Annotated in this window: 21 protein-coding genes; 13 read left to right on the forward strand and 8 right to left on the reverse strand. The window is 58.4% G+C overall.

Annotated elements, in window-relative coordinates:
* Nucleotides 1-5 precede the first annotated feature (5 nt).
* From V5F23_RS09865 to V5F23_RS09875, 3 genes are read left to right on the forward strand one after another with little or no spacing between them, the layout of a single operon-like run.
* Nucleotides 6-758, forward strand: a complete 753-nt coding sequence (locus V5F23_RS09865) for a phage minor tail protein L (protein ID WP_123578732.1) — start codon at nt 6-8, stop codon at nt 756-758.
* Nucleotides 759-760: 2 nt separating this feature from the next.
* Entirely contained in the window at nt 761-1,525 is a 765-nt protein-coding gene (locus tag V5F23_RS09870; protein ID WP_123578733.1) for a C40 family peptidase, read from the forward strand.
* 25 nt (nt 1,526-1,550) lie between these two features.
* Entirely contained in the window at nt 1,551-1,775 is a 225-nt protein-coding gene (locus V5F23_RS09875) for a hypothetical protein (RefSeq protein ID WP_123578734.1), read from the forward strand.
* Here the strand turns inward: V5F23_RS09875 and V5F23_RS09880 are convergent.
* Together V5F23_RS09880 and V5F23_RS09885 are read right to left on the reverse strand one after the other, a co-directional pair.
* Nucleotides 1,766-2,041: a hypothetical protein gene (locus V5F23_RS09880; protein ID WP_123578735.1), complete on the reverse strand. Its 276-nt coding sequence runs from the start codon at nt 2,039-2,041 to the stop codon at nt 1,766-1,768. The genes V5F23_RS09875 and V5F23_RS09880 overlap by 10 nt on opposite strands.
* An 84-nt stretch (nt 2,042-2,125) precedes the next feature.
* On the reverse strand, nt 2,126-2,383 hold the full coding sequence (locus tag V5F23_RS09885) for a hypothetical protein (protein ID WP_123578736.1): 258 nt from the start codon (nt 2,381-2,383) through the stop codon (nt 2,126-2,128).
* Between the two features lie 199 nt (nt 2,384-2,582).
* On the opposite strand from V5F23_RS09885, the gene bamE reads away from it, so the two are divergent.
* The 10 genes from bamE to V5F23_RS09935 all read left to right on the forward strand — a co-directional run bounded on the left by bamE (nt 2,583) and on the right by V5F23_RS09935 (nt 12,247).
* Nucleotides 2,583-2,855: an outer membrane protein assembly factor BamE gene (gene bamE, locus V5F23_RS09890; RefSeq protein WP_259697631.1), complete on the forward strand. Its 273-nt coding sequence runs from the start codon at nt 2,583-2,585 to the stop codon at nt 2,853-2,855.
* A 560-nt stretch (nt 2,856-3,415) separates the two neighbouring features.
* Entirely contained in the window at nt 3,416-3,844 is a 429-nt protein-coding gene (locus V5F23_RS09895; RefSeq protein ID WP_123578739.1) for a hypothetical protein, read from the forward strand.
* A gap of 54 nt (nt 3,845-3,898) precedes the next feature.
* Nucleotides 3,899-4,510 (forward strand): tail assembly protein, encoded by a 612-nt coding sequence (locus V5F23_RS09900; protein WP_123578740.1) that lies wholly within the window; start codon nt 3,899-3,901, stop codon nt 4,508-4,510.
* Nucleotides 4,511-4,568: 58 nt separating this feature from the next.
* Complete coding sequence (locus tag V5F23_RS09905; protein WP_338498271.1) at nt 4,569-8,126, forward strand: phage tail protein; 3,558 nt, start codon at nt 4,569-4,571, stop codon at nt 8,124-8,126.
* Between the two features lie 382 nt (nt 8,127-8,508).
* The gene (locus V5F23_RS09910; RefSeq protein ID WP_338498274.1) at nt 8,509-9,234 is read left to right on the forward strand and encodes a hypothetical protein; all 726 of its coding nucleotides are present in this window, start codon (nt 8,509-8,511) and stop codon (nt 9,232-9,234) included.
* A gap of 17 nt (nt 9,235-9,251) precedes the next feature.
* Nucleotides 9,252-10,439 (forward strand): hypothetical protein, encoded by a 1,188-nt coding sequence (locus V5F23_RS09915; RefSeq protein WP_338498277.1) that lies wholly within the window; start codon nt 9,252-9,254, stop codon nt 10,437-10,439.
* Between the two features lie 2 nt (nt 10,440-10,441).
* A complete protein-coding gene (locus V5F23_RS09920; protein ID WP_338498280.1) occupies nt 10,442-10,819 on the forward strand; it encodes a phage tail protein in 378 nt (125 codons plus the stop codon).
* A 57-nt stretch (nt 10,820-10,876) separates the two neighbouring features.
* Nucleotides 10,877-11,302, forward strand: coding sequence for a structural protein (locus V5F23_RS09925; protein WP_338498282.1), 426 nt, complete (start codon nt 10,877-10,879; stop codon nt 11,300-11,302).
* On the forward strand, nt 11,299-11,823 hold the full coding sequence (locus V5F23_RS09930; protein ID WP_338498285.1) for a lysis system i-spanin subunit Rz: 525 nt from the start codon (nt 11,299-11,301) through the stop codon (nt 11,821-11,823). Before V5F23_RS09925 ends, V5F23_RS09930 begins: the two co-directional genes overlap by 4 nt.
* A 118-nt stretch (nt 11,824-11,941) precedes the next feature.
* Nucleotides 11,942-12,247, forward strand: coding sequence for a hypothetical protein (locus V5F23_RS09935; protein WP_148049549.1), 306 nt, complete (start codon nt 11,942-11,944; stop codon nt 12,245-12,247).
* A gap of 15 nt (nt 12,248-12,262) precedes the next feature.
* Here the strand turns inward: V5F23_RS09935 and V5F23_RS09940 are convergent, their stop codons facing one another.
* From V5F23_RS09940 to V5F23_RS09965, 6 genes are all read right to left on the reverse strand, one after another.
* Nucleotides 12,263-12,484 carry a hypothetical protein gene (locus V5F23_RS09940; protein WP_123578871.1) on the reverse strand — a complete coding sequence of 74 codons (222 nt, stop codon included), beginning with the start codon at nt 12,482-12,484 and terminating at the stop codon, nt 12,263-12,265.
* 261 nt (nt 12,485-12,745) lie between these two features.
* Nucleotides 12,746-13,513, reverse strand: coding sequence for a hypothetical protein (locus V5F23_RS09945; protein WP_338498287.1), 768 nt, complete (start codon nt 13,511-13,513; stop codon nt 12,746-12,748).
* 407 nt (nt 13,514-13,920) lie between these two features.
* A complete protein-coding gene (locus V5F23_RS09950; protein ID WP_338498289.1) occupies nt 13,921-14,130 on the reverse strand; it encodes a hypothetical protein in 210 nt (69 codons plus the stop codon).
* 158 nt (nt 14,131-14,288) lie between these two features.
* Nucleotides 14,289-14,465 (reverse strand): DUF3606 domain-containing protein, encoded by a 177-nt coding sequence (locus tag V5F23_RS09955; protein WP_338498290.1) that lies wholly within the window; start codon nt 14,463-14,465, stop codon nt 14,289-14,291.
* 572 nt (nt 14,466-15,037) lie between these two features.
* Entirely contained in the window at nt 15,038-16,174 is a 1,137-nt protein-coding gene (locus V5F23_RS09960) for a hybrid-cluster NAD(P)-dependent oxidoreductase (RefSeq protein WP_338498291.1), read from the reverse strand.
* Between the two features lie 9 nt (nt 16,175-16,183).
* Nucleotides 16,184-17,440 (reverse strand): aromatic ring-hydroxylating dioxygenase subunit alpha, encoded by a 1,257-nt coding sequence (locus V5F23_RS09965; RefSeq protein WP_338498292.1) that lies wholly within the window; start codon nt 17,438-17,440, stop codon nt 16,184-16,186.
* Nucleotides 17,441-17,551 lie beyond the last annotated feature (111 nt).

The following is a 17,551-nucleotide window of genomic DNA, read 5'->3' on the forward strand; positions in this document are numbered from 1 at the left end:
TATCCATGGCAATGATCGCGGACATTCAGAAGCTGGAGCCCGGCGGCGAGATTCGCCTGTTCGAAATTGACGGGACCGAGTACGGCGCTGACTATCTGCGCTTCCACGGCCACGCCATCCCGCACACACCAGAGGAGTTGCTGCTGTATGAGCACTCAGAAGATGAGCTGCCAGCGAAGTCGATCTGGTGGCAGGGAGAAGAATACGCGGCCTGGCCGGTGCAGATTGAGGGAATATCCTCGAGTAGCGACGGCACCGCTTCCCGGCCAACTTTCGCTGCGGGCAACGTCAATGGGCGGGTAACCGCGTTGTGCCTTGCCTTTGACGACATGCTGAAGTTCAAGTTGACGGTCCGCGAAACCTTGGTCCAGTACCTGGATGCGGAAAACTTCCCAAACGGCAACCCAACTGCGGACCCTACCCAGGAAGCGCTCGAAATTTGGTACATCGACCAGAAGACCAGCGAGGACGGCGAGGCGGTGATCTGGGAGCTGTCTTCTCCGGGAGAGATCGACAATCACGGGCTGCCTGGGCGGCAGATGACGACATTCTGCCACTGGGCTATGACGGGCGGGTACAGGGGGCCCGATTGTAACTACATCGGTGCGGCCATGTTCGACGACGAGGACAACCCCACTGACGACCCGGCACTGGACCAGTGCAAGGGCTGTCTCTCGTCCTGCAAATTGCGCTTCGGCGAGAATAATGAACTGTCCTTCGGCGGATTCCCTGCCGTTTCCCTGATCGCTCGGAGCTGACCATGCGCAAACACAACCTGAGCGCGATCCAGGCGCACGCAGCGGCCGAGTACCCCAAGGAATGCTGCGGGCTTCTGCTGGCTGTGGGGCGAAAGCAGCAGTACTTCCCATGCACGAACACCGCGACCGAGCCGAACGAGGAGTTTCGCATCGATCCGGAGGAGTACGCCGCGGCAGAGGACATCGGTGAGGTGATCGGCATTGTTCACTCCCACCCGGACGCCACCAGTCGGCCGTCACCCCGGGACTTGGCCATGTGCGAAGCAACCGAGCTGCCCTGGCACATCCTGAGCTGGCCGGAGGGCGACCTTCGGACGGTGGTGCCCACCGGCGAGACGCCATTACTCAAGCGTCCGTTCGTCCACGGCGCCTGGGACTGCTGGCAGGTCTGCGCGGATTGGTACAAACGCGAGTGGGGGCTGGAGTTCGAGGCCTTCAAGCGCGCCGACGGCTGGTGGGAGAGCAAGGACCACACCAGCCTGTACGAGGCAAATTACGAGGCCGCTGGCTTCTATCGGGTCGATCAGCCGCAGCGCGGCGACATGGTCGTGATGGAAGTAGGGCGGACGGCTCACCCGAACCACGCCGGGATATTCCTCGGCACGGATCCGGTGCTGCCTGGCGAGGAGGCCGAGACGTTCGGCCCTGGCCCTTTCCTGTTGCACCACTTGTACGGACGACCGAGCGAGATCATCGTGTTCGGCGGCCCGTGGCTGGATCGAACCCGCCTGATTCTCAGGCACAAATATGCACAGCCAACCACATGATGCGGCCAGGCCGCTGGAGAGATTTATGAATCAACCATGGGTACTTAATGATGATGGAAGCGTGTCGATCCTCAATAGCCAGATGATCGCTTCCGGCATGGGTATATCCCTACCTGATGACTGGTCGTCAAAACAGCAAGAAAAAGCCGACCTGTTGGAGCGTCGGCTTCGCCGTATTGAGCTTGCTCTCGGGATTGACGCCACGCCTGAAAGCACGGCCGCACTGGAAGCGGCCCTAAGTCAGCTTTGACTGCCTGGCTTTATGAGCGCCCTGGTTTCCGCTGCGGTCTTTAACGCTTGGTGTATCGGGGCCTCGAAATTTTTCCTAACATCTGGTTCGGCATTCTTAAAAATCTCAGTTTCTAGCGCTGCCTTCAGGGCGCGCTCAACCACTTCGCTATCCTTGCCAGCGAGTTGTTGTACTGCCTTGGTCAGCGCAAGCGTGACAGCAAGAGTTCCTAGGCCGATTGGTGAATTAAGCCCTTCGAGAGGATCGAGCATTCCGTCTTTTGACATATTGACCTCCAGGTCATAAGCGCGCCGAAATTGGCGCAATCCCAGTCCTTGGGTTTGCAAGCGAAGGACTGGGGGCACCATCAGTTAGATGATGTTTTCCTCCTCAGGCTCACAGGCAGCATCGATATATTCTTGAAGCTGCCTCGCAAAATCGGGATTTGCGGGATGATTTTTGATATCAAGCGTGAAGGTACCTTTCTTTTTTGTAGACGTATGGATGTCTACGAAGACGCCGCCGACGATGTACTGAGTACCGTACTGTAGAGGCTTATCACCTTCATATTTTTTATCAGTTCTGATGAAGTTCAAAACTCCAAATAGATATTTGCTGTCGATACGCATTGCTTTTTTCCTTAGCATAAGTTCGACCACGTCACTACTTATGGCGTGGAGGCATTACGCTACTATCTCTGGATCCAATTTATCCACTGGGCATTCGTCCATGCTGGATGTCCAGACAGATGATAGGGCGACGTGGGCAAAAACCGGTGCTATCGTCAGTATTTTCTGACTTGGGGGACCGGGTATGCGGACTACGGCTTTGGCATTTCTGCTGGCGGCGCTGGTCGCGCTATCGGGCTGCGCCGGAACAGATTTTTCCTATGATGAGGCGCGCAAGGTTCAGGTGGGCATGACCGAGGACCAAGTCGTCCAGATCATGGGACCGCCTTACTCCGTTGTTTCGCGTGCTGACGGCCAGATGTGGGTGTGGAGTCATGCGAACGGTATGACTGGGGCCAGCCGGGTGATCTCCTTCAGAATGAAGGACGGGAAAGTGGTTGAGGTCCCGCCAATACCTGCCAGCTTCAAGTAAATGCACCCAGTCCAGCCATCCGCTGGGCTTTTTCATTTCTGATATCTTGTGGCCATCTTCCACAGGAGTGACCCAATGAGATTTTTTGTAGGCGCGGTGGCTGTTGCGTTGGTGGCGGGGTGTGCTACCTATACCGCGTCACCAAAGGTCACATCTCCAGTACCCAGTGATCGACTATTGAGCTTTCAAGTGGGGCATGTTGATTCTGCAATAATGATAGTCACGCGGGATGATGGTTATATGGCCGGAGGCGGCTGCTACACCGCGGTACTTATCGATGGAGTTCTCGCAGGTCGCCTCGGTACCGGGGAGAGAGCGTCTTTCTTCCTGTCTCCTGGACGCCACGTCTACGGTATTTCGGGTGATCCCCTGGGCAGAGGGTTGTGTGCATTGCAGATTGGTCAACCGCAGAAGGAGTCCTCCAGCGATTTCAAGGCGGGCGAGACTCAAAGGTATCGGATATCCGGGAGCAGCTCAGAAAGCTGGCTGGATATCCGGCCGACAACTATGTGACGCTGATCTGTACTTGCTGAAGATCGGGTTTTCATTGAGGGAGCGACATGCGGATTTTGATAGCAGCTATAGCTGTTGCTTTGCTGGCGGGGTGTTCAACGTCGGCAGTTTCTCCGAGCGAGGCGAAGCCTGTTCCAAAGGATCGACTCTTATCCTTTACCGTGCAGCCGAAAGAGCCATACGGCACGGTCGTCGTCACCCGGGACACTGGTTTCATGGGTGGCGGCTGTTTCGTTGCCGTCCATGTCGATGGGAAGCTGGCCGCAAGAATTGATACCGGTGAAGTAGCGCGGTTTTATCTTCCTGTCGGCGATCACTTGGTCGGAATGGGAATAGACAAGCAGGGTGGCGGTATGTGCAGCTGGACAGACATGCTCAAGGAACAGTCGGCCATCCTGAAGGAAGGTCAGGTGAAGCGCTTCCGAATCGGTGGAGACTCACAGACCGGACTGGACATCAGGCCCAGCTCACTTTGATTTGCGCATTACTACGACCGCCTTCGGGCGGTTTTTTGTTTTCTGGAGATAACGATGGCGGCGATTGCGATTGAATACCAGCCTATGACCACGATTTTGCTGTACGGCAAGCTACGCCAGTTCGGCAGGTCCTTTAGGCTTGCGGTGCGAACGCCTGCGGAGGCGGTTAAGGCTTTGTGCGTGCAGATCCCGGGGTTTGAGAGGTTTATTTCGAACGCGAAATCCCGAGGGATGGAGTTTTCAGTCTTCCGCGGGAAAAAGAGTATTGGAGAGGGGGAGCTTGGTTACGGGGGACGGGGGGACATTCGTATCGCGCCGGTGATTGTTGGGAGCAAGCGTGGAGGCGTGATGCAGACGATCATTGGTGCGGTCCTGATCGTTGCAGGTGCTGCGATCAACTACTTCTCTGGTGGGTCACTTGCTTGGCTTGGTACTCCGATGATGCAGGTCGGCCTTGCCACAGCTATTGGCGGAGTCATTCAACTGCTCAGCCCCCAGGCCGGCGGCCTGAAGACCAGCGCGGCACCCGAGAACACCCCGGGCTACGCCTTCGGCAGCGCGAAGAACACCACCGCGTCTGGCAACCCTGCAGCGCTGTGCGCGGGCCGCCGGCGGTGGGGCGGAGCGGTCGCCAGCGCCGCGATCTACGCCGAAGACCAAATGTAACCGCTACCCATATCACCGCAGCCGCCCTCGGGCGGTTTTTTATTGTCTGGAGAAAAGCATGGGCGCAGCACTTAAGCACGACATCTACGGCGCAAAGGGCGGATCCGATAAACCTAAGACTCCAACCGAGGCGCCAGATAGCCTGCGCTCTGTCGCTATTGCCAAGATGCTCATTGCTGTCGGTGAAGGTGAGTTTGCAGGCACGCCGACCGCCAAGGACATATACCTCGACAACACTCCGCTGCAAGATCCTCAGGGGAACATGAACTTCCCGAACGTGAAGTGGGAGTGGCGCACCGGCTCGGTTGATCAGAGCTATATCCAGGGGATCCCGTCGGTCGAGAACGAGACCACGATCAGTACCGAGCTGCGCAGTGGTACGCCGTGGGTTCGGGCTATCAGCAACACCCAGCTATCGGCAGTTCGTGTGCGTTTCGCGTGGCCGGCGCTCCAGTCAGTGGACGCCAAAGGCAATATCAATGGGTATCGCATCGAGTACAAGGTTGAGCTAGCCACCGATGGCGGCGCCTACCAGCAGGTCTTGAGCGAGGCCGTGGATGGGAAAACCACCAGCATTTACGAGCGAACCCGCCGCATTGACTTGCCAAAGGCAACGTCCGGCTGGTTGATGCGCATCACCCGAATCACGCCCAACCAAAACAACAACAAAATTTCGGACACGATGCAGATCGCTGGCTTCACTGAGGTGATCGACGCGAAACTGCGCTACCCGAACACCGCACTCCTTTACATCGAGTTTTCGGCTGAGCAGTTCCGCAGCATCCCGGCGGTGACGATTGATTGCGATGGCCGCAAGTGGCAGGTACCGAGCAACTATGATCCGGTATCCCGCAGCTATAGCGGTATCTGGGACGGCACCTTCAAAGAGGCGTGGACCGATAACCCGGTCTGGCACACCTACGGTATCACGACCAACGATCGTTTCGGCCTGGGCCGTCGCATCAAGCCGTGGATGGTGGACAAGTGGGAGTTGTACCGCATCTCGCAGTACTGCGACCAGCTGGTTCCGGACGGTAAGGGCGGCCAGGAGCCGCGCTTCATCTGCAACCTAAACTTGCAGAGCAAAGCTGACGCTTGGTCCCTGCTGCGCGATATCTCGACGATCTACCGCGGCATGACCTACTGGGCCCAGGGCCAGGTCTTCACCTTAGCGGATATGCCGCGTGCGACCGACTTCGATTTTGCCTACACCCGGGCAAACGTCATTGACGGAAAGTTCACTTACTCCAGTGCGTCGGAGCGCACCCGGTACACCCGGGCGCTGATCAGTTACGACAATCCGCTGAACAACTACGACACCGACGTCACGGCGGTAACCGACCAGAAGCTCCAGCGACGCTATGGCGACAATCCGCTGGAGATCAGCGCCATTGGTTGCACCCGGGAGTCCGAGGCGCAGCGCCGGGGCAAGTGGGCGTTGCTCACCAACTCCAAGGACCGGGCCGTCACCTTCAAGGTCGGCCTCGACGGGCGTATTCCGCTTCCTGGCTACGTAATCCCGATAGCTGACGAGCTTCTGGCGGGCCGCGCAATCGGCGGGCGCATCTCGGTGGTGAACGGAAGAGTCATCACCCTGGACCGCGACACCCAGGCAAAGCCAGGTGACCGGTTGATCCTCAACCTGCCGGATGGCAAGTGCGAGGGGCGAACTGTGCATTTGGTCAGTGGCCGTCAGGTCACCGTGACAGCTGACTACTCTGTAGCGCCAGAACCTGAGCTTGTATGGGCGCTTGACGCTGACGACTTGGCAATTCCGCTGTACCGCGTGGTGAGTGTCGCCCGGCCAGAACCTGGCGTGTTCGAGATTTCTGCGGTTCAGTACGACCCAAGCAAATTTGCTCACATCGACACTGGCGCACGCCTGGAGGAGCGGCCGATCAGCGTCATCCCAATCACCGTCGTTCCGGCGCCGGCCAGCGTCACGCTGTCGGCGACTTCGGCCGTGTCGCAGGGCCTTGCCGTCGCTACCATGACCATTATCTGGCCCGCTGTATCCGGGGCCGTGGCCTATGACGTGGAATGGCGCAAGGACAGCGGGAACTGGATCAAGGTGCAGCGCACCGGCTTGACCAACGTCGATGTTGTCGGCATCTACGCCGGTGCATACATGGCCCGCGTGCGCGCCGTCAGCGCCTTCGACATCTCGTCGACCTGGCGCAACTCGGCCCTGACTGATCTCAAGGGCAAGGAAGGTCTGCCGCCGGCGGTGTCGTTCCTGACGGCAACGTCGCTGCTGTTCGGAATCGGTCTGAAGTGGGGTTTCCCGGCCGGCGCCGAGGACACCCAGCGGACGGAGATCTGGTACGGGCCCACGAACGTACTGGCGAACGCCACGAAACTGGCCGACCTGGCGTATCCCCAGAGCGACTACGCGCTGCAAAGCCTGTTGGCGGGCGCCACGTTCTTCTTCTGGGCGCGTTTGGTGGATCGCACCGGCAATATCGGGCCGTGGTACCCGGTTGGCAACGGTGTCATGGGGCAGGCCAGTTCCGAGGCGGGGCCAATCTTGGACCTGATCGCGGGGCAGATCGGCGAAACGGAGCTCGGCCAGGACATCGTCGACAAGATCAATCTGATTCCCGGCCTTCAGGATCAAATCGACGCGCTGGACGGTCTGTCGGCCTACAAGCCGGGTGAGGTGTACGCCAAGGACAAGATGGTGGTTCAGGACGGTCGGATCTTCCAGGCGAAGATTCAGGTGCCGGTCAACACGCCGCCGCCGAACGCGACCTATTGGATCGACGTGGGCCAGTCGGTGTCCACTGCCAATGGCTTGGCGCAGCAGGTGGCCACCAACACCGTCAACATCACCGAGCTTGAAGCGACGGCCTCTTCCTTCGAAGCGCTGCGCGCCTCTTGGCGCGACGACAACGGGGAGGGCGACCTAGCTGATGCGCTCAAGGGCTGGACAAGTACCGCGGCCATAGCGACTGAGGAGAAGGTCCGGGCTTCTGAAACTGAGGCCTCGGCCCGGCGGCTCGCCACGCTGGATGCACAGGTGGCAAGCAACGCAGCCAACGTCACCCAGCTTGAGCAGGTGGTGGTCACCAACCAGCAGGCGACGGCGCAGCAGTTGACCCAATTGAGCACCACGGTCGGTGACCAGCAAACCGCGATCCAGCAGAACACCTCGATCATCAACAACGTCAGCGGGAAGGTGGAAGCCAGCTGGTCAGTGAGCATGCAGTACAACTCCGGTACCGGGCAGTACATCACCGCCGGGGTTGCCCTGGGCATCGAGAACGGCCCGGCGGGGCTGCAGAGCCAGTTCCTGGTCAGTGCTGACCGGTTCGCCATCGTCAACACGATCGCCGGCGGCGCTGTCTCGGTGCCGTTCGCGGTCCAGGGCGGCCAGGTATTCATGAACTCGGCCTTCATCCAGGACGGCAGCATCACGATGCTGAAGATTGGCCAGTACCTGCAATCCGACAACTATATCGCCGGCGTGCAGGGCTGGCGCCTGGATAAAGCGGGGAATCTGGAGTTCAACGGGCCTGCCCCGGGTGGTGGACGTCTGTCCATGACGAATCGCGCGATCAAGGTCTACGACCAGAACGGTGTGAAGCGTGTCCAGTTGGGAGATTTATCGGCATGAGTTTCGGAATAAATGTCTGGAACGGGAGCGGGGCGCTCACACTGGATATGGGTGATTTCACATTGCAGAAGTTGGCTGTAATGGTTCTGCCTGCCAATCCTTCAGGTGGCATAGTGAGGCCCGCGCCGCGCAGCGACTACATATTGATGGATGTTGCTGGATATAACCCTTCCACGTGCTTCGTGACAATAACACCACGGTCCTATAGCACGGGTGCGACGTTTGGGCGATCCGTTATTCCAACCTACAGGGACTTGGGTGGAACTCAGATCGCCATCATTCCCTACGCGAATTACAGATTTCCAAATGGCTCAGGCGGGTGGATTGAGAGTTGGGTGGAAAGTACCGTAGAAAGTGTCATCGAGGTGGTGAGGGTTATTTAATGGCTGACTTTGGCTTGTCCGTATCAAACGATTATGGCTCGATCATAATCTCCAGTGATTACAAGGTCATGGTGTTTTCAGAAAGGGGGACTTTCAATATTACATCTAGGTACACGCATGCTGAAGGAAGTGGTTCTGTAACCTTCGCGAAGCCGATCACGACTCAGGAGCCGCCTCAGATTTTCGTGAGGGTGGTCTCTGGCGTGCACAACGACCTGGGTTTTTTTACGGTCATACTGGGGGCTCCCGGTAACTGGACCGGCTTTGTTGTGGTTTCTGCTGTGCGAGGGGATCCAAATTTGCAGAACTACACACTCGAATATGTTTCTTGTATGTATTCCAATCTGAGGAGTGTTTCGAATTACGGGCTGGAGCTTTTCGACTATCAAGGTAACGTGATTTATACGTCGAGCGATAATGTTGTGCGTTTCAGTAAATTTAGTAAGAGTTGGACGTATGTCCAAGGTAACATTGTGGATGTCTACGACAGCGGATTGACCATTGATGTGGATGATTTTGTCTCGATCTCTTCAATTGATCGGGGTGTTGGTTGGTTTACAGGTCATTCGCAATATGCGGGTCTTACACTGTTGGATAATGGTGTTAGGGTCCTGAAAATTCACAACCAAATCCGAGCGGGCGATTGGTATTATCAGGGTACTAATAATACCTGCCTCGCAATTCCTGTCTGCAAATTCCCTTCATCCAGATACTTCAACGCTTGAAGTAACGAGGAATATCTATGCCCTGGTATAAAACTGGGACGGTTGCCGTCACCCTGAATTCCAATGCGGTGACAGGCACTGGCACTTCATTCATCGCAAATTGCCGTGTCGGCGATGCATTCCGCGGGCCTGATGGCCGGTGGTATGAGGTGACCAATGCGCCGAGCGATACATCGCTCTCTATTGACCCGCCGTATCAGGGGGCGACAGCTTCCGGCGGCAGTTATGCGCTGGCGCCGATGCAGGGGTATGTGAAGGACTCGGCCGATGCCTTGCGCAGCCTGGTGAACACCTATGGCGCCAAGCTCGCGGCGCTGGGAACAACCGGCAACTACGATACCCTGCCTGTCTCCAAGGGCGGCACAGGCGGTACCGACCAAGCGACGGCACGCACCGGCCTGGGCCTTGGGTCTGCCGCGACGGCCTTGGTACAAACGAGCTCAACGGATATTACCGCCGGCCGGCTCCTGGCAGTGGGTGCATTTGGCTGGAACGGCGGGACCTGTATCGCCTTGCCGGTGACCGACGTCCGCACGATTACAACTCCTGGCGAATACGCCTTGGGCGCCGGCGGCACCAACCTGCCAAATAACTCCCAGGCCTGGTATCTGCGTGTGGTGCGGCATACAACGCTTGTTCTCCATGAGCTTAGGGGGATGACTGCGGTAAACGCTGGCCAGGTTTGGACGTGCGTCTACACCGGCTCAGCATGGGAGGCCTGGTCGCCACGGGCGCGCGGCGGCGCTAACTCGGACATCACCAGTCTCACCGGTCTGACCACGGCGCTCAGCGTGGCCCAGGGTGGGACGGGCGGCAACACCCAGGCGACCGCACGTGCCGGCCTTGGGCTTGGTTCCGCTGCCACGGCCAACGTCGGCACCGCCGCTGGTAACGTCATGGCGGTTGGCGCGGGCGGTTGGCTGGGGGCTTCAACCATCGACAACGGCAATGCGAACAACGCGAAGACCACTGGCCTCTACAGCTTGAGCAACGCGACCAACGCGCCCTACACCGCAGTGCAGCTGCTTTCATCCGATTGGGGCGGCGATGCGCGCTGGCAATCACAGCTCGCGCTCGGTATCTCGCAGAACAAAGCCTACTTCCGCTCGATCATGAAGGATCAATCCGCCGCTACCACGTGGGCGGAGATCTACCACACCGGCAACACCACCCGTGCCGCCGACGGCACCCTGAAGGCGATTTGAATATGGCCAGAGCAGCAATCAATGTGTTGGGCGCATCCGGCGCGACCTATGACTTCGTCACCCAGGGAGACACCGCGGTCACGTCCGAGCGAGTGTCTAAGGGCATTTACAAGATTTTCGGGTGCCTGGGCATGGTGCCGTTTCCGCCCGTTGACGATGGGTGGGGGTACACGGTCAACCAGGTGGACAGCCGGGCCGATATCGAAACCGATTTTGCCGACGGCGCACTCACGGTCACTGTCACGAAGGACGGCCAACCGTACGACCTCAAGCACATGATCACCCTGCACATCCTGGTGCCAGATCCTGTGCCCGTGGAGGTGCCTGATCAGTCGGCCGAGGTGCCCGTGGAGAGCGAAGAGACGCTCCCCGAGGCCTGAAGCAGTCGCCAAACGCCACCCGCCATTGAGCGGGTATTTTTTTGCCTGGAGCAAGCCATGCCTTCTACCGAAACCCGCGGGGTGCGCAACAACAACCCCGGCAACATCGATTACAACCCAGCCAACCAGTGGCAAGGGCAGCTCCCGCCCGATCCGGCGATCGAGAAGCGCTTTGCCCGGTTCGATACGCCGGAAAATGGTATCCGCGCCCTGGGCAAGCTGCTGCTGACGTATCAGCGCAAGCATGGGCTCAAGACGGTGAAGGCGATCATCAGCCGCTGGGCACCGTCGACGGAGAACGACACGGCTGCCTATGTGCGCTCGGTGGAGTCGAACACCGGTACCCGGCCCGGGGCCGAAGTGGACCTGAGCCAGCCAGCGGTGATGGCGGGTTTCGTCAAAGCGATCATCCATCACGAGAACGCAGGGTATGCCTACCCTGACGCGGTGCTGGCTGAGGGCGTGCGGCGGGCTCTCGCATGACGCCGGTGCAGAAGCTGGCCGGCCTAGTGGTGCTGGCCCTGGCGCTGATGCTCGGCGCCGCGGGCGTGACCTGGCAGGTGCAGGAATGGCGGATGGGCAAGAAGCTCGCCGAGCAGGCCGGCTTGCACCAAGCTGACTTGGCGAGCATCAGTAGCGCCGCCACGGCCCAGGCCCGTGCCGAGCAGGATAAGCGCCTGATCCTGGAGCAGCAGCTGTCAGCCAGTGAACAAACCCACTACAAGGAATTGAGCGATGCTGAAAAACAACAGGATCGCCTGCGCGATCGCCTTGCCACTTCTGATTTGCGGTTGTCAGTCCTTCTCGACACCACCGATCCAGCCAGTTGCAGCCCAGTGCCTGCCGCCGCCGGCACCGGCGGCGTGGTTCATGGAACCCGTCGAGCCCAACTTGACCCAGCGCATGCTCAACGAATTATCGCCATCACCGACGCCGGCGACCGGGGGCTGATCGCGCTGAAGGCGTGCCAGGCGTATGCAAAAGGAATATCTGGAGGAAGGTGAAAACAGTCCGGCTGCAGTTGGTGCGGCGAGTATTTGTCGTTTCCTTGCCACTACTACCTTTCCCTGAGCGGCTAGAATATTCTGACGTTGATATGGCCGGGGCAAAGGAATGGACAGGTTGACGAAAGACGAAATAGAGGGCGCCCTGCATGAATTGCTGCCTGGCTGTACCGTTGAGTGCACCTTCAGCCCAGACGGAACCACCTCTCTATTAATCGGAGGTGAAGATGGTGATAGCTTTGCGGTTGTCGGTTTAGTCAGAAGCCAATATCGAGGCGAAGCCGGTCTCAAAAGGCTGGCCCGTTATATCGCCGAAGACATCGGATTGGCGCGCCAGCGCTTAAGGACCCGGCGGGTCCAAAAGGTCTCTTCCGACGCTCCCCAAGTTAATGCGCCTGCTTTGTCGAATAAAACACGTCATTGAGGCCTGGAGACTCGGTTACTCGGGAAAATCCGGGTTCAGGACACGCTGATATCCAAGGTCAGGGGGAATGCGCCCGATCATCGGCCATCGGTCATGAATCCAAGCGTACTCTGGGGGCGGGGAGGTGGTAACAACGTACACGCGCTGTTCTTCGCCGTCGCCCAGCACCAGGCATTCCAGCCCGTAGCCTTCGTTCATGTCAAACCAGTGGGAAACCCGCTCTCCGTCCTTCTCCATGTATCTCTGCACCAGGCCTAGCCCCCGCCGTGGGTGATATTTCTCCCATCCCCCACGTTCTAACGTTTCAAGCTTTGCCCACCCCCCTGATGGACCGGTGCCTTCTTCTTCTCGGCGCCGGCCCCATCGCACCCATCCAAGATCTGTCCCGTCCGGAAGCAGCACGGGAAACGCTGCCCTTGGATTCGGGAAGTACACCTTGACCCGTTCGTACGCGCGGTTTTTGTCCGCTGCCTCAACTCCACCGCACATATCTCACCCTCATTTACACTGGTCCTGGACAGATGACACCGTTGCTCCTGTGGAAGTTTGCTCGGGAATTAGCGGTTTTTCGACGAAACCTTTGCCGGCGCAAGGCCCGCAGTCCTCGCGCTTGCCAAACCGGTCCAAGCAGGTTAGGCATTGGACGAATCTCGCCATTTCATAGAAAGGCCGGATCCTCAGTAGGATCTTCAAAAGCTTGTTTTCGGTGGCAACCTGGATAAGGTCGGTCATCCAACGATACACGTCCGGATCATCAATCTTGTCGTAGATGACTCCTTGGACCATTCCCTTCGTTTCGACCAGGTCAAACTGTCGACCATCCTTCAGCGTGAGAACCAAGCCTTCTACTGTTCCATGCAGATGGTGGTAGTCCTGGTTTAGCTCCAGGCCGTTCTCCGTGTGATAAATCTTGCCATCAAACCCCCGCATCTTTGAGGAGCTGTCTTCATCGAGCATCAATACAGAATGGAATAAGGTTCCAAACCTCGGTCCACCGCCACGGGGCATGACGTCATAGCCATACGAGGAGCGATAGACCACGGGGTTTGCATGCAGCTCTTCTATGGCGAGCCAGTACGCAGCGTTTGCCATTTCGTCCATGTCGAACTGCTCAAGCCTGTCGATCAGGTTTTCTTCTGCAAGCCTGGCGCTCATGTCATGAAGGATTGAGCGGTGCGCCTCCGGGTTCGCTCGGCGAAAATCTTGGTCATCGAGCGTATCTCGCCATTGCTTAATCCTTAGCGCCTTGGCCTGTTGGAAGTTCATGAAGAAATCACTTATACAGATACTGGTTATATGTACAGTAATCGAGTCAGGAGGATGCCGGCGAGAGGGAGCCGACGAGCTGTAGCGGAAAGAGGCGACGCTGGAGATATTTACAATTCTTGTACGTGTTTTTATATTTTGTACAGGTTTTGCGAAAAGGTAATGACGAAGTGACCCCGCTCGAAAAATTGGTTTCGTGGCATGAAAGCTGGTCCCTGATCAACCAGACCGTCAGATGTAAAGGCTGCGGTGTAGAGCAGGCAGAAGCCGACAGGGGGACTGCATTTGCCCATCGTCCGAACTGCAAAAATGCGAGATTCCACTCCCAGCCTTGGCACGCCTTGGATGAGGTGAGAGACGCATATTGGATTGCCCCGCCTGAATCTGCATCGACGACAGAATAGGGCTTATTCGGGGGTGCTTATCACGGCCAGTGCCGTTTTCACGAATTCATCGTTCCGTTCGAGAGTAGCCAACGCCCCACGGACGTTTTGATCGACGACGGCGGAGCCGTTCGCCGCGGCCCAGTTGGACAATTCCATAATCGCAGCCTCCAGAGCGAGCTGGTTTTCGGCAATTTTGTTGAGCAGTTGAGGGAGCAGATCGAGATTATGCATTTATGACTCCTACTTCGTAGAAATCAGCGTAGCAGGGGGAGTGGTGTTAGGTCGGCAGAACGCCGTAGGAGAGGGGGGCACTACCGTAGGAATATCCAACTCCTGACAGCTCTCGAAGTTGATAGAAGAGCCCCGCACCGAGCACGGGGCAGGGGAGGCTACTTGCCGAGTTTTTTGCGGACATCGACAACCATCGGCCCAGCGGCTTTGACAGCGGCCTTCAGTTCTTCCTCCGTCACACCGAACTCATTGCACCAGTACTTAACCTCCCAGGTTTCAGACGTATTCACGCGAGCCCGGTCTTGCGGTCCGCGATTGCTCAAATCGTCACCCATCACAATTCTCCTTTTGGCAGACCTGGGACAGTCCAGGCCATAGCAGCATAGACCAGCAAGTTAAGCTCGCCTTGACCCTTCTCGAATGCGCAAAACCTCCTCTGGAGGCCGCGTGTTTTCGTTTGCATAAGCACAAAAATCCTTTTTTTTTGCGCTGCCGTAAATATGAATAAAATCTTATAAAACAGTAGCTTAGGCTTCTACAGCTCCCAGCATGGGGTGCTAGGGGTCGAGTGTTCGAATCACTCCGTCCCGACCATATTTTCTGAGTAAAATCAGACACTTAAGCCGATCAGATGGGTCGGCTTTTTTGTGCCTGCGTAAAACCTGCGCAAAGCGACCCCGTGCTCACACGGTGTGTTTCCCGCATCCAGCCCAACCCAAAACAGGTCGGGCGCGTGCCTACATCCCCTCAGTCCTCTCAAATCACCACCCGCCGCACCCTCCCACCCAACGGCACAATCCGCCCCCCCGGCGCCGGTAACGGCCGTCCCGTCAAGCCCATGCCTTCGCTGATCAATACCGCACCGTCCACCACGCAAAGGACTCGTCAGGGGCTCCAGAAGAGCTTGTCAGAGATCGATTACCAGGTCCGACGTCGGCTTGCTGCAGCACAGCAGGCGCAGGCCCTTATCGATTTCCCGTTGGCGGATCCCGCCGTTGTGGTTCATGTCCACTGTGCCTTCGAGCAGCGCCGTCTTGCAGGTGCCGCACACGCCCTGGCTGCAAGAGGAGGGCACGATGGCGCCGGCTTTCTTGGCCGCACTCAGCACGGTCTGGGTGCCAGTCATGGTGAAGGTCTTTCCCGAGCGGGACAGGGTCACCGTGAACAGGCTCGCCTGATCCAGCGAAGGCGCTTGTTCGATCACCGGCTCTGCGTTCAGCACCGAGATGTCGAAGCTTTCCTGGTGGTAGTGGGCGAAGTCGAACCGCGCGTCCTTGAGCAGCGATTTGACGGCCTCCATGTAGCCTTGAGGGCCGCAGATGAACACTTCGCGCTCCCTGAAGTCCGGGACGTGTTGGCTGAGCAAAGGCAAATCGAGCCGGCCGATGGGGTGTTGCCAGTCGACGGTGGTGCCCGGGCTTTCGCAGACGTGCAGCACGCGCAGGCCGGCCATGCGCGCCTGCATGCCCTGGAGTTCGTCGTGGAAGATGATGTCGGTCGGCGTACGGGCGCTGTGCACGAAGACGATGTCCAGGTCGCTGGCCATGTCGAAGGCTGTGCGGGTCATCGACATCAGGGGCGTCACGCCGGAGCCTGCCGACAGGTAGAGCCATTTCTTCGCCGGAATGCCGACCGGGGTAAAGCTCCCCGCCGGGCCGGACGCGCGCAGGCAGTCCCCGGGCTGGAGGCGGTCGTGCAGCCAGTTCGACACGAGCCCACCCGGCACCCGCTTGACGGTGATGGCGAACGCGAACGGGCGAGTGGGGGACGACGACACGGTGTAGCAGCGGGCGATGGGCTGGCCGGCGATGACCGGTGATAGCGTGATGAATTGGCCCGCTTCGAAACTCAGCGCGCTGAAGTCCGCGCAGCGAAACACGAACGTCTTCACGTCATGGGTTTCCGGGTACACGGCGCAGCACACCAGGGTTTTCTGTTCGCCGCTGTTCCATTGCGCGCCAAACGTGCCCCATGTCTGTGGGTCGGTAAAGCGTCTGGCAGCGTCGGTAGGCTCAAGGGGGGCAAGGTTTTCGTAAGTTGTCATGTCCATTGCTCACACGCCATGGGCGGCCAGGCGCGCCGAGTACCAGCGCGAGAACTGATCGACATAGGATTCGGTGAAGGCCGAGAACGGTCCCGGTGCGTAGGCCGGGTCCTGGGTGCCGCTGTGGGTGATGCCCACGAGGCTGGCGTCCTGGAGGTTGGTCGCGGCCCAGACTTCGGTCAGTTTATCCAACTGGTAGTCCACGCCCTCGATGGCGTCCGCGTGGACCAGCCACTTGGTCCGCACCAGGGTTTTGTCCGGTGCCAGGGGGATGATGTAGGAGATCACGGCGTGGTCGCTCATGACGTGCGTCCATGAGTTGTGCGTCCACAGGTGCATGTCTCCCAGGTCACGGCGGGTGATGTGGCCGAACAGGCGCGTGCAGGCCACTCGGGTATCGAGGGTCTGGGATTCGCCATGGCCGGCGATGACCAGGCGCTGGGAGCGGAATTGAGTGACCACGTCCTCGCCCAGGTGTTCGACGGCGTCGCAGAGGTAGCCCTCGTTCTCCCAGTTGCGCTTGGTGTCGGCATTGCGACGGTGGTATTCGTCGAGCGCCTGAAGCGAGTCCTCGCTGAGCCCGTCGGTGCAGAAGCCGAAATCTTCCGGCAGGAACGACGCTGTCAGTTCGGGATGAGTACCGGCGCAGTGATAACACTCACGGTTATTCTCGATGACCAACTTCCAATTGCCGTTCTCGATAATTTCCGATTCATGGGCAATCTTTGAATAAGTAAGTTCGTATTGGGCAAAGCGCGGTGACATGACGTGGTCAAGGTAACTGATATCTTCCGGCGCTTCGTCAGCCAGGCAAACGAATATATGCGTGCCGACTACTTTGGTGTGAACCGGTATCAGGCGCTTGCAGGTAGGGTCGAAGTTCTGGCCCATGTGCGCGGCATGTTTCAAACTGCCGTCCAGGTCATAAGTCCACTGATGATAAGGGCAGACCAACAGGCCCACGGTGGATTTGCCCGCCGGCTTCAAGCGCGCCCCGCGATGCCGGCAGACATTGCGAAACGCCTGCACCTGCTCGTCATCGTCGCGTATCAGGAGGATCGAAGACTTGCCGATGTCGAGGGTGGAGACGTCCCCGGGCTCGGCAATGTCGCTGGTCACACCGACCAGTATCCAATGCTGGGTAAAGAAGATATCCACGTCGTTTTCGAAGACATCCTGTCGACCGAACAGGCCGCCGGGCATGCCGTGCCCGGTTGTGCGATCGGTTAGAAGTTCTCGGTGGGTTTTCACGGCGCTGAGGGTCATTGAGGGATCTCGCTCGAACTAATAAAAGTCGCTAAGTGGCGGCCATCACAGTATCGAAACGGGGTATTTTTCCGTCAACGCGCTTTATTTTCACCTTGGCATAACCCGCAG

The sequence above is a fragment of the Pseudomonas sp. WP18 genome (assembly GCF_036689585.1).
GTDB classification, from domain to species: Bacteria; Pseudomonadota; Gammaproteobacteria; order Pseudomonadales; family Pseudomonadaceae; genus Aquipseudomonas; species Aquipseudomonas chlororaphis_E.